Here is a 12,119-nt window from a genome sequence, read left to right as displayed (position 1 = left end):
GGCATTGTTGAACGCTGGCTGAAAGACAAGAACATTCGGGAGGGGAAGGCATGAGCCGTGCGCTCGCCGTCTTCCACGGCCGGTTCGGCCGGGCGACGGTTTATCAATTGAACCGCCCTTTCAATATCCACGCCCATCGTGAAGGTCATCTGATCTTCCATGTCGGCGGCATGCCGGCATGCATCGATGTTTCCGACGGACACTATGATCTCACCGAGTCTTCCGTCGTCGCCGTCAATCCCTGGGAACCGCACAACTTTCTGCCGACCGATCTCGACGGCGGCGCCATCTTCTTCGTGCTCTACGTCAATGCCGAATGGTTCGCGCCGGATGCCTCGGGCACCGACCGGATGCGTTTCGGCCGCACCCAGTTCAGGCGCACGCCTGCACTCGACAAGCACATCAGGCGGACCGCTGCGCTCGTGTGCGGCGCACCATCGCTCTCCAGTCTCGATTGCGAGCTGCGGAGGTTGATCGACATCTGCTATGACGAAAGCTGGCAGCAGGCCGAGAGCGCGCGCGATCCGCGCGCAAACGGCTCCGTCACCGATTTTCGCGTGCGCAAATGCATCAAGATGATGTCGGAAAGCCCCGGCGCCGAGATCGAGCTCGACACCATCGCGCGGGAATCCGGCCTGTCGCGGCCGCACTTCTACAGGCTGTTCCGCGTCCAGACCGGAGTTACGCCCAACCTCTATCTCAACACGCTGATCATGGAACAGGCGCTCGAAGCACTGGTGGCCAGCGAGACGCCGATCGCCGACATCGGTTTCGATCTCGGCTTCTCCTCGCAGAGCGGCTTCACCCGCTTCTTCGCGGCCAATGTGGGAATGGCCCCGACCGATTATCGTCGCGCAGCCAAGGTTTTGCGCGCCTGACCGACGCACGAAAAGATACTCACGATCAAACGTCGCCCTCGCCGCCCGGCTAGGATGCGGGCAACGCGATCCCGAGATGATCGCGACCGGCGGGAGCGAACGTCATGGCAAGGCCTGCAGCCGCTGCAAGGCTGTCCGACCTGCATTCAGTGAACCTTCGGCCTGTCGCCCGAACAAGCGGACGGCGCATATGAGCCGCTTTGTCGAACGCCATCCGGCCTGGGCGCTGATCGCGATCATTGCCATAGCCGTCGCGCTCTGGCTGATCTTCGCGGTCTGGCCGCCCGGCCTCGAAGAGGCGATCGGCCGCAAGCGCGTCTTCCTCAACGCCGTCTTCAACGGCATCACGCTTGGGGGACTCTACTTCCTGGTCGCCAGCGGCTTTACGCTGATCTTCGGCCTGATGCGCAACGTCAACCTCGCGCACGGCTCGCTCTATCTGTTCGGCGGCTATGTCGGCTATGCCATCAGCTCAGCGACCGGCTCCTGGCTGCTCAGCTTCATCGTCGCCTTCATCCTGACGGCCCTGGTCGGCATCCTGCTCCAGGTCATCGTGTTCCGGCGCATGGAAGGTCAGGACCTCAGACAGACCATGGTGACGATCGGGCTGTCGATCGTTTTTGCCGATCTTATGCTCTGGGCCTGCGGCGGCGACTTCTACCAAATCGAGACACCGAACTGGCTGATCGGCCCCGTGGAGCTGCCGCTGATCACGGCGATCAAGTCCTCGGGCGAGCCGGTCTATCTCCGATATCCCATGGTGCGGCTGGTAATCTTCGCCGCCTCCGTGGTCATCGGCGTGGCGATGTGGCTCGCGCTCAATCGCACCCGGATCGGCATGATCATCCGCGCCGGCGTCGACGATCGGGACATTCTGGCTGCGACCGGCGTGCGCATCCAGCTCGTCTTCGTGCTGGTGTTCGCGTTCGGCGCGGGGCTTGCGGGCATCGCCGGCGTCGTCGGCGGCACCTTCCAGTCCTTGTCGCCCGGCGAGGACATTCGTTTCCTGCTGGCTTCCCTCGTCGTCGTGATCGTCGGCGGCATGGGCTCGATCCCCGGTGCGGCGCTGGGAGCGCTGATCATCGGCCTCGCCGAGCAGCTCGGCTCGGTCTACATCCCGACCTACGCCATCGTCGTGACCTTCCTGATCATGGTGCTGGTGCTGGCGATCCGGCCGCAAGGCCTGTTGGCGAGGCGCTGAGATGTCGCTCGCACACGATGCCCGCGTTGCCATCCGCCCTGCCACCGTGGCGCAGCGCCCGATGCGGACATGGCCGGAAGTCAACAATCCCGCCGCCTGGATCGTCGCGGCCATTCTCCTGATCATGCCGCTGATCGCCAACGGTTTCTTCCTGATCGAGATTTTTGCGACCACGCTGATCCTCGGCATCATGGCACTGAGCCTGATGTTCCTCGCCGGCTATGGCGGCATGGTCAGCCTGATGCAGCTCACCATCGCCGGCTTCTCCGCCTACATGGTCGCCGTGTTCGGCATCAGCGGCAACGCCAATATCAGCCTGGGCTGGCCGTGGTGGCTCGCAGTGCCGATGGCGCTGGCCCTGGCCACCGCGTTCGGCACGCTCGGCGGCGCGCTCGCGGTGCGCACCGAAGGCATCTACACCATCATGATCACGCTCGCGATTGGCGCTGCCTTCTACTATTTCACCAACCAGAACTGGGCGATCTTCAACGGCCATACCGGCATCAACACCGTGGCCACGCCGCATTTCTGGGGCGTGAACTGGCGCGCCGACATTCCCTTCTACTACGTCGTGCTCGCGGTCGCCGCGCTCTGCTATTTTGCCGTCGAATATCTCTCGCGCGCGCCGTTCGGACTTGCGCTTCAGGGCGTGCGCGACAATCCGCGGCGCATGGCGGCGCTCGGCTTCAACGTCAATGCGCACCGCATCGCCGCCTATGCCTTCGCCTCCTTCGTGGCTGCGCTCGCCGGCGTCCTCCAGGTGTGGAACTATCGCCAGATCTCGCCGGGCTCGGTCAGTGTCGGCGCCTGCATCGATGTGCTGATCATCGCGGTCGTCGGCGGCATCACGCGCCCGATCGGCCCCTTCATCGGCGCGCTCATCTTCGTGCTGCTCCGCACCTTCGCGCTCGACTTCCTGGTCCGGCTTGGACTCGACGGCAACCGCTTCCGGCTGCTGATCGGGCTCGGCTTCCTCGCCATCGTGTTCTGGTCGTCGGATGGTGTCATCGGCCTATGGCAGCGCTGGCGTCAGAGCCAGCGTCCGGCGGCGAAACGACCGGGCGGAGGACGCGGCCATGGATAGCGTCGCGCAACGCCTCTCGGCCGTCGGCGCCGGCGCCGCGCTGGAGCTGCGCGGGGTGACAAGGCTGTTCGGCGCGCTCGCGGCGCTGACCGACGTCACCATCACCGTGCGCCCGGGCGAGCGGCGCGCCGTGCTCGGCTCGAACGGCGCCGGCAAGACCACGCTGTTCAACTGCATCACTGGCGACTTCCCGCCCTCCTCCGGCACCATCCGCTTCTTCGGCGAGGACGTCACGCACTTCCCGCCCTATGAGCGCATCCGGCGCGGACTACGCCGCACCTACCAGATCTCGGCTCTGTTCCCCGGCCTCACCGTGCAGGACAACGTCTATCTCGCCTGCCGCGGCGTCTCGCGGGGACGCTTCTCGTTCCTGCGCCCGGGACAGAACGATGCCCTGATGCACGCGGCCGACAATCTCGTGCAGGCCGTGCATCTGTCCGCCGTGAAGGATCAGCGCGTGGCCGAGCTGGCGCACGGCCAGCAGCGCCAGCTCGAGATCGCGCTCGCGCTCGCCGGCGCGCCGCGCTTCGTCCTGTTCGACGAGCCGGCCGCAGGCCTGTCGCCGACCGAACGGGCCGAGCTGATCGAGATCCTGACCTCGCTGCCGGCGCATATCGGCTACATCATCATCGAGCACGACATGGACGTCGCCTTGCGCGTCGTCGAGAGCGTCACGATGATGCACAACGGCCGCATCTTCAAGGAAGGCCTGCCGCAGGAGATCCAGTCCGATCCCGAGGTGCAGGAGCTCTACCTCGGAGGCGGCCATGAATGAGGCTCGCCGCACCGGCGCAGCGCTCGAGGTCCGCGGCCTCGACGTCTACTACGGCCATTCACACGCGCTGCAAGGCGTCGACCTCACGCTGGAGAGCGGCGTGTTCTCCGTCGTCGGCCGCAACGGCATGGGCAAGACCACCCTTTGCAAGGCGATCATGGGCCTGGTGGAGGTGAGCGGCGGCTCGATCCGGGTCCGCGGCGAGGACATCACGCGGAGACCGCCGGCCCAGATCGCCCGGCTCGGCGTCGGCTATGTGCCGCAGGGCCGCCGTCTCTGGCGCTCGCTCAGCGTCGACGAGCATTTGCGGCTCGCCGGCAGCATGCGCTCCGGTGCCTGGACCGTCGAGCGCATCTACGACACCTTCCCGCGCCTCGCCGAGCGCAGGGATCACGGCGGCGGTCAGCTCTCCGGCGGCGAGCAACAGATGCTGGCGATCTCGCGCGCGCTGCTCACCAATCCGCATCTGCTGATCATGGACGAGCCGACCGAAGGCCTTGCGCCCGTCATCGTGGCGCAAGTGGAGGAGATGCTGCTGCGGCTCGGTGAGGACGGTGACATGTCCGTGCTCGTGATCGAGCAGAACATTGGTGTCGCCACCGCGATTTCCCGCAGCGTCGCGATCATGGTCAACGGCCGCATCAACCGTATCATCGACTCCGGCCGACTTGCCGCCGACCGCGAGCTCCAGCAGCGCCTGCTCGGCGTCGGGCTTCACGCCGAGCTCGAGCCGGATGTCGACGTCACTGTGTCCGGCCCTGAGGCGAAGCCCGCGCCGGCGCTGCGCCCCGGCGGGCCGATCCGCATCTACATCTCCAACCCGACGCCGCCGACGCGATGGTCGCAACCGGTCCCGATCGCCCGCATCGAGGCGGCGGCCCGCACGCGCTCGACCGGGGTTACGCGGCTGGAGGAGACGACGCGGCGCAGGCGCGAGCCGATGGCGGTGCAGACCGCGGGGCCGCCTGTCGTGCTGGTCGTGGGCACGCTCGACACCAAGGGCCCTGAGCTGCGCTTCATCCGCGACATCATCGCAGGCACCGGCCTTCGCACACGGCTGATCGACGTTTCGACCAGCGGCCGGCATTCCAGCTGCGATGTCTCCGCGCAGGAGATCGCGCTGAACCACGGCCGCGGTGGAGCGGCCGTGTTCGGCCCCGACCGCGGCGCCGCCGTGACCGCGATGGCGGATGCCTTCGTCAACTGGCTGCGGCGCCAGGGCAACGTCGCCGGCGTGATCTCGGCCGGCGGCTCGGGTGCGGCGTCGCTGGTCGCACCGGCCATGCGCACGCTGCCCGTCGGCGTGCCCAAGCTGATCATCTCCTCCGTCGCCTCCGGCGACGTCGGGCCCTATGTCGGCCCCGCCGACATCACGATGATGTATTCGGTCACCGACGTGCAGGGGCTGAACTCGATCTCGCGCGCGGTGCTCGCCAACGGCGCCTATGCGCTCGCAGGCATGGTCAAGGCGCGAGTCGATCAACGCGCCGCCACGGCACACGAGGCCGGCAGCCTGCCCGCGGTCGGCATCACCATGTTCGGCGTCACGACGCCGGCCGTGCAGAAGATCGCAGCCGAGCTGCGCGATGATTTCGAATGCCTGGTCTTCCACGCCACCGGCGTCGGCGGTCGCTCCATGGAAAAACTCGTCGAGTCCGGGCAGATCGCCGGCGTGATCGACCTCACCACGACCGAGATCTGCGACCTGCTGATGGGTGGCGTGTTTCCGGCGACGGAGGATCGCTTTGGCGCGATCATCCGCAGCCGGCTGCCCTATGTCGGTTCGGTCGGCGCCCTCGACATGGTCAATTTCGGCGCGCCCGACACCGTTCCCGAACGCTACCGCGGCCGCAAGTTCCATGTCCACAATCCGCAAGTGACGCTAATGCGGACGACGGCGGAAGAGAACGAGCGCATGGGCCGCTGGATCGGCGAGCGGCTCAACCAGATGGACGGCCCGGTGCGCTTCTTCCTGCCCGAGGGCGGTGTCTCCGCGCTCGATGCGCCAGGCCAGCCATTCTGGGACCCGGAGGCGGATGCCGCCCTGTTCCGCGCGCTGGAGCGCAACGTGCGGCAGACCGGCAACCGGCAACTCATTCGTGTCCCCAAGAACATCAACGATCCCGACTTCGCCGCCGCCATCGTCAGTGCGTTCCGAACCTTGTTCGGCCGCACCGGCGCGCGGCGGAGACTAGCGAGGTGACCGATGGCCAGGTTTGAACGCGCAGCCCTCTTGAAAAAGTTTCGCGACATGGCAAGGCGCGGTGAGCCGATCGTCGGAGGCGGCGCCGGCACCGGTCTGTCGGCCAAGTGCGAGGAAGCCGGCGGCGTCGATCTCATCGTCATCTACAATTCGGGCCGCTATCGCATGGCCGGTCGCGGCTCGCTCGCGGGCCTGATGGCCTATGGCGACGCCAATGCCATCGTGCTGGAGATGGCCGGTGAAGTGCTCCCGGTGGTCGGCCAGACCCCGGTGCTTGCGGGCGTCAACGGCACCGATCCGTTCCGCGACATGGATGTCTTCCTCGACCAGCTGAAGGCGCTTGGCTTCTCAGGCGTCCAGAACTTTCCGACGGTCGGCCTGATCGACGGCACCTTCCGTGCCAATCTCGAAGAGACCGGCATGTCCTATGCCCTCGAGATCGACATGATCGCCAGGGCGCACGACAAGGACATGCTGACGACGCCCTATGTGTTCAGCGAGAAGGAGGCCGCCGCGATGGCGATCGCCGGCGCCGATATCATCGTCTGTCACATGGGCCTGACGACCGGCGGCACGATCGGCGCACAGACCGCGCCCAAGCTCAAGGACTGCCCCGCGCGTATCGACACCTGGGCCTCGGCGGCGCTCAGCGTCAATCCGGATATCCTGGTGCTGGCGCATGGCGGCCCGATCGCGGATCCCGCCGATGCCGATTTCATCATGAAGAATACCCGCCATTGCCATGGCTTCTACGGCGCGTCCTCGATGGAGCGGCTGCCCGTGGAGCGGGCGCTGACGGAGCAGGTACGTCAATTCAAGGCGATCGGCGCGCAGTAACGCCTGATGGTTCGAGGGAGGGAAGGATGTCGGGGATGTTGGTCGGTGAATTGATCCTCTGGCTGATCGTCGCGATCATCGTGATCGTGGTGGGCGTCTATATCGTGAACTGGCTCTACCATCGCTCCTCCAAGGAGACCTCGTTCGTCCGGACCGGTTTCCTCGGCGAACGCGTGGTGATCAATGGCGGCGCCTTCGTGCTGCCATTCATCCACGATTACACGCCGGTCAATATGAACGTGCTGCCGATGGGCATCGTGCGCTCGCGACAGGATGCCGTGATCACCCGCGACCGCATGCGCGTCGACATCGAGGCCGACTTCTACGTCCGGGTGCAACCGACCCGCGAAGCCGTGTCGATCGCCGCGGCTACCCTCGGACGCCGCACCATGGAGCCGGAGCAGCTGCACGCGCTGCTCGCCGGCAAATTCATTTCCGCGATCCGTTCGGTCGCCTCCGAGATGACGATGGAGGAGATGCACGAGCGGCGCGGCGACTATGTCGCGCGCGTCAAGACCAATGCAGCAGAGGCCCTCGCGCAGAACGGCCTCGAGCTGGAATCGGTCGCGATCACCGATCTCGACCAGACCGACCTCGAGTTCTTCAATCCCTCGAACCGGTTCGATGCGGAAGGCCTGACCCGCCTGATGGAGGACATCGAGGCGAAACGGAAGCTGCGCAACGACATCGAGCAGGATTCGATGATCAAGATCCGCTCGCGCAATCTGGAGGCCGAGCGGCAGGCGCTCGAGATCGAGCGGGAGAGCGAGACCGCGCGCCTCGAGCAGGAACGCGACATCGAGATGCGCCGCGCGCTCCAGCGCACGGAGGTGGCCCGCGAACGCGCGCTGCGTGAGACCGAGGCCGAGCAGGCCCAGATCTCCGCCCGCGAGGCCATCGAGCGCGCCCGCATCGCCAATGACCAGGCGATCGCGGAAGCCCGCATCGCCTCCGAGCGCGAGACCCGGCAGAAGGAGATCGAACGGACCCGCACCATCGAGGAGAAGGAGCTGCTGGCACGCGAGGAGATCGAGAAGACCCGGATCGCCAATCAGCGCTCGATCGACACGAGCCGCATCGCCTCCGAGCGCGAGGTGCGCCAACGCGAGATCGAGCGGATGCGCACGGTCGAGGAAGCCGAAATTTCCGCCCGCGAAGCCATCGAAAAGGCCCGGATCCAGCAGGACCGCGTCGTCACCGATGCGCGGATCGCCAACGAGGAGGAGACGAGGCGCCGCGAGATCGAACGCACGCGTGCCGTGGACGAGGCCGAGATCGCCGCGCGCGAGGCGACCGAAAAGGCCCGCATCGCCCAGACCCTGACCGTCAATGTCGAGCGCATCTCCTCCGACGAGCGCACCCGCGCGCTGGAGATCCAGCAGGTGCGCACCATCCAGGAGGCCGAGATCGAGGCGCAGCGCGCGGTCGAGGCAGCCCGCATCGCCCGCGAGCGGACGCTCGCCGCCGAGCGCATCGCCGCCGAGCAGAACACACGGCAGCTCGAGATCGAGCGCAACCAGGCGCTTGATGTCGCCGGCATCGCCGCGCGAGAGACCACGGAGGCGACGCGCATCGCTCAGGAGGAGCGCGTCCGTTCGCTGGAGATCGCCCGCAACCGCGCCGTCGAGGAAGCCGACATCGCCTCGCGCGAGGCGATCGAGGCGGCACGCATCGCCCAGGAGAAGGCAGTTGCGGCCGAGCGCATCCAGGCCGAGCGCGAAACCCGCGCGCTGGAGATCGAGCGGACCGGCGTCTTGGAGGCGGCCGAGCTGAAGCGGCGTGACGCGATCGAGCGCCAGCGTATCACCGTCGATCTGGCGCTCGAGGCCGAACGCATCAATTCCTCGAAGCAGCGCGAGGTGCTCAACATCGAGCAGAAGAAGGCAATCGAGATCGCCGACGAGAACCGGGTCATTGCCCTCTCGACCAAGCGCTCCGAACGGATCGATGCCGACCGGCAAGTCAAGCAGGCCGAGATCGTCGCCCGCAAGGAGGTCGAGACCACCGACGTCTCGCGCGAGCAGGCGCTGGAGGCCGCCCGCATCGAGCGGCGGCGGGCGATCGAGCAGCTCGAGGTCGCCCGCGTGCAATCCTTGCAGGAAGCCGAGATTGCCTCCCGCGAGGAGGTCGAGCGTGCCCGCATCGCCTCCGACCGCGGCCTCGACGAGGCCCGTATCGGCCGCGAGCGCGAGCTGCGCAAGCTCGAGGTCAATCGCGAAAAGGACGTCGAGACGGTCCTGATGGAGAAGGCCATCGCGATCCACCAGAAGTCACTGGAGGAGTCCGCTGCTCGCGCCGCCGCCGAGGAGGCGCGGATGCGGGCAACTGAAGCCGCCGAGCGCGTCGTCACCGCCCGCGAGAGCGAGATTGCAAAACGCCGCAAGACCGTCGAGGTCCTGCTGGCCGAGAAACAGGCGGAGGAAACCCGGATCGCGGCTGAGGCCGAGCGCGTGCGCGCAGCGGTGGAGGCAGAGGCGCAGCGCATGCTCAACGAAGCCGAGAACGTACTGACAGATCAGGCCCGTTACTCGCTGTTCCGCAGAAAACTGCTCGACCGCATCGAGGGCATCGTGCGCGAGAGCGTCAAGCCGATGGAGAAGATCGAGGGAATCCGCATCCTCCAGGTCGATGGCCTCAACGGCAACAGCCACGGCGGCAATGGCGGCCGCAGCGCCACCGACGAGGTGATCGACTCGGCACTGCGCTACCGCGTCCAGGCGCCGCTGATCGACTCCATCCTGTCCGACATCGGCGTCGAGGGCGGCAGTCTCGCAAAGATGCCCGGCCTGATCCGCGAGGCCCGCGACATGCAGGGCATCAAGGATTCCGCGCGCAAGAGCGGCGGCGGCAGCGACAAGCCTGCGGCCTCCCCGCCCGCACCCGAGGGCGGCGAGCCGCCGGCCGAGCGCGGGCCACGAAAGAAGAGCTGAGGTCTGAACCATGGCCCGCGTCTACGTCTCAACCGTCGTCAACGCCCGCAACGACCGCGTCTGGGCGCGGGTGCGCGACTTCAACGGTCTGCCGAACTGGCATCCGGCGATCGCCGAAAGCCGGATCGAGGGCGGCGAGCCCGCCGACAAGATCGGTTGTGTGCGAGATTTTCGCCTGCGCAACGGCGACCGCATCCGCGAGAAGCTGCTCGGCCTCTCCGACTACGACATGTTCTGCACCTACTCGATCCTGGAATCCCCGATGGGTGTCGAGAACTACGTCGCGACCCTGCGGCTCACGCCCGTCACCGACGGTGACCAGACCTTCATGGAGTGGACCGCCGAGTTCGATTGCGCGCCGGAGCGGGAGACCGAACTCGTCAACAACATCGGCGGCGGCGTGTTCCAGGGCGGCTTCGATGCGCTGAAGCGCGTGTTTGGAGGCTAGCCGTGCCGCATATCGTCAAGAGCACGATCCTGAACACGCCGACCGACGCGGTGTGGAACGTGCTACGCGATTTCAACGGGCATGATCGGTGGCATCCGGCGGTCGCGACCTCGTCGATCGAGCGCGCCCAATCCGCCGACAAGATCGGCTGCGTGAGACGGTTCAAGCTCAAGGACGGCTCCGAACTGCGCGAGCAATTGCTGGCCCTGTCCGACCTCGAACAGACCTTCAGCTACTGCCTGCTCGATACGCCGATCCCGATGTTCAACTACGTCGCCCATGTCCGCCTGCTGCCGGTCACCGACGGCGACCGTACCTTCTGGCACTGGGAGTCGCGCTTCACGACGAGACCCGAGGACCGCGACCGCATCACCCACATGGTCGCGGAAGACATCTATCAGGCCGGGTTCGAAGCGATCCGCCGGCATGTGAAGGAGGCCGCTTGAGCCATGGCCGTGACGGTAAAGACCTTTGCGAATGCAAGCGAGGCAGCCGGAGCGCTATCCGCCGACCGCAGCACGCGCTACCTCGGCGGCGGTACGCTGGTGATGCGCGCGCTGAACGAGGGCGACGTCTCGATCTCGACCGTCGTTCGCGCCAGCGATCAGGCGCTCACCCGCATCGATGCGTCCGGCCCGCGCATCATGCTGGGCGCCGGCGTCACCTTCGCGCGCATCCTCGCCGAGCGCGACCTCGCCTTCCTGCACGCTCCCGCCCGCTCGATCGGCGGCCCCGCCGTGCGCAATATGGGGACCATCGGCGGCAATCTGTTCGCGCCGAGTCCCTACGGCGATTTCACCGTGGCGCTGCTGGCGCTCGACGCCACCATCGCGGTGCAAGGCGGCTTCGGCACCCGCGACGTTCCGATCGAAGAATTCCTGCAGGCGCGCGACCGGCAGGCCGGGGCGCTGGTGCTGTCGGTCTCCTGCACAAGGCCGGCGAGCACGGACGCCTTTCGCTATCGCAAGATCGCCCGCATCAAGCCCAAGGGCGGCTCGGTCATCACGCTGGCCGCGCATCTGCCGATCAGCGGCGGCCGGATCGCCGGTGCCCGGATCGCACTGGGATCGATGGCGCCGACGCAGATCCGCGCCCGCGCCGCCGAGCGGGCGCTGGAGGGCCGCTCGCTGGATGCAGCAACCATCGCTGCTGCCGCATCAGCGGCAGCCGAGGGAACTTCGCCATCCGACAACGCGCTCGGCAGCGCCTGGTATCGCCGCGAGATCGTCGGCGTGCATCTGCGGCGCCTGCTGTCAGGCCAGGAATAGACAAGGAATAATTCGCCATGTCCAAGATACCCCTGCAATTCCGCCACAACGGCCGCGACGTCGCGATTTTCGTCGACGGCGGCACCAATCTCCTGGTCGCGCTGCGCGAATTGATCGGCGACATGACGCCGAAATTCGGCTGCGGCCAGGGTGGCTGCGGCACCTGCAGCGTGCTGATCGACGGCGAGCTTCACTTGTCCTGCCTGACACTGGCGGAGACGGTCGCCGGCCGCTCCATCGAGACGCTCGACGGCATGAAGCAGGGCCCGAACCTGCATCCGCTGCAACGCGCCTTCGCCGACAATTTCGCCGCGCAATGCGGCTATTGCACGCCGGGCATGCTGATGGCCGCCAAGGCGCTGCTCGACCGCAATCCCTCCCCGAGCCGGGCCGACGTCATCGAGGCGATCTCCGGCAATATCTGCCGCTGCACCGGCTACGAGCCGATCATCAACGCCATCCTCGCCGCCGCCGGCGGCCGGGTCAGCGTGTAAG

11 protein-coding genes are annotated in these 12,119 nt (G+C 66.8%); all 11 read left to right on the top strand.

Annotation, left to right across the window (positions count from 1 at the left end):
* Positions 1-50: 50 nt before the first annotated feature.
* The 11 genes from XH87_RS32810 to XH87_RS32760 all read left to right on the top strand — a co-directional run bounded on the left by XH87_RS32810 (position 51) and on the right by XH87_RS32760 (position 12,118).
* Positions 51-878 (top strand): AraC family transcriptional regulator, encoded by an 828-nt coding sequence (locus XH87_RS32810; protein WP_158670643.1) that lies wholly within the window; start codon positions 51-53, stop codon positions 876-878.
* A 190-nt stretch (positions 879-1,068) separates the two neighbouring features.
* Positions 1,069-2,079 (top strand): branched-chain amino acid ABC transporter permease, encoded by a 1,011-nt coding sequence (locus XH87_RS32805; protein ID WP_271590429.1) that lies wholly within the window; start codon positions 1,069-1,071, stop codon positions 2,077-2,079.
* A 1-nt stretch (position 2,080) separates the two neighbouring features.
* Positions 2,081-3,163, top strand: a complete 1,083-nt coding sequence (locus XH87_RS32800) for a branched-chain amino acid ABC transporter permease (protein WP_271590428.1) — start codon at positions 2,081-2,083, stop codon at positions 3,161-3,163.
* On the top strand, positions 3,156-3,938 hold the full coding sequence (locus tag XH87_RS32795) for an ABC transporter ATP-binding protein (protein ID WP_025035423.1): 783 nt from the start codon (positions 3,156-3,158) through the stop codon (positions 3,936-3,938). The genes XH87_RS32800 and XH87_RS32795 overlap by 8 nt, the downstream gene beginning before the upstream one ends.
* The gene (locus XH87_RS32790) at positions 3,931-6,141 is read left to right on the top strand and encodes an ABC transporter permease (protein ID WP_271590427.1); all 2,211 of its coding nucleotides are present in this window, start codon (positions 3,931-3,933) and stop codon (positions 6,139-6,141) included. Before XH87_RS32795 ends, XH87_RS32790 begins: the two co-directional genes overlap by 8 nt.
* A gap of 3 nt (positions 6,142-6,144) precedes the next feature.
* Complete coding sequence (locus tag XH87_RS32785; protein ID WP_035699146.1) at positions 6,145-6,978, top strand: phosphoenolpyruvate hydrolase family protein; 834 nt, start codon at positions 6,145-6,147, stop codon at positions 6,976-6,978.
* Positions 6,979-7,004: 26 nt separating this feature from the next.
* Positions 7,005-9,908 carry a flotillin family protein gene (locus XH87_RS32780; RefSeq protein WP_271590426.1) on the top strand — a complete coding sequence of 968 codons (2,904 nt, stop codon included), beginning with the start codon at positions 7,005-7,007 and terminating at the stop codon, positions 9,906-9,908.
* Between the two features lie 10 nt (positions 9,909-9,918).
* Positions 9,919-10,356, top strand: a complete 438-nt coding sequence (locus tag XH87_RS32775; RefSeq protein ID WP_035699161.1) for an SRPBCC family protein — start codon at positions 9,919-9,921, stop codon at positions 10,354-10,356.
* A gap of 2 nt (positions 10,357-10,358) precedes the next feature.
* Positions 10,359-10,802: an SRPBCC family protein gene (locus tag XH87_RS32770; RefSeq protein ID WP_271590425.1), complete on the top strand. Its 444-nt coding sequence runs from the start codon at positions 10,359-10,361 to the stop codon at positions 10,800-10,802.
* 3 nt (positions 10,803-10,805) lie between these two features.
* The gene (locus XH87_RS32765; RefSeq protein ID WP_271590424.1) at positions 10,806-11,624 is read left to right on the top strand and encodes an FAD binding domain-containing protein; all 819 of its coding nucleotides are present in this window, start codon (positions 10,806-10,808) and stop codon (positions 11,622-11,624) included.
* Positions 11,625-11,641: 17 nt separating this feature from the next.
* Entirely contained in the window at positions 11,642-12,118 is a 477-nt protein-coding gene (locus XH87_RS32760; RefSeq protein WP_271590423.1) for a (2Fe-2S)-binding protein, read from the top strand.
* Position 12,119 lies beyond the last annotated feature (1 nt).

The sequence above is a fragment of the Bradyrhizobium sp. CCBAU 53415 genome (assembly GCF_028128735.1).
Classification (GTDB): Bacteria; Pseudomonadota; Alphaproteobacteria; order Rhizobiales; family Xanthobacteraceae; genus Bradyrhizobium.
Note: the sequence above shows the minus strand (reverse complement) of the source record. Positions and strands in the feature narration are given on the sequence as shown.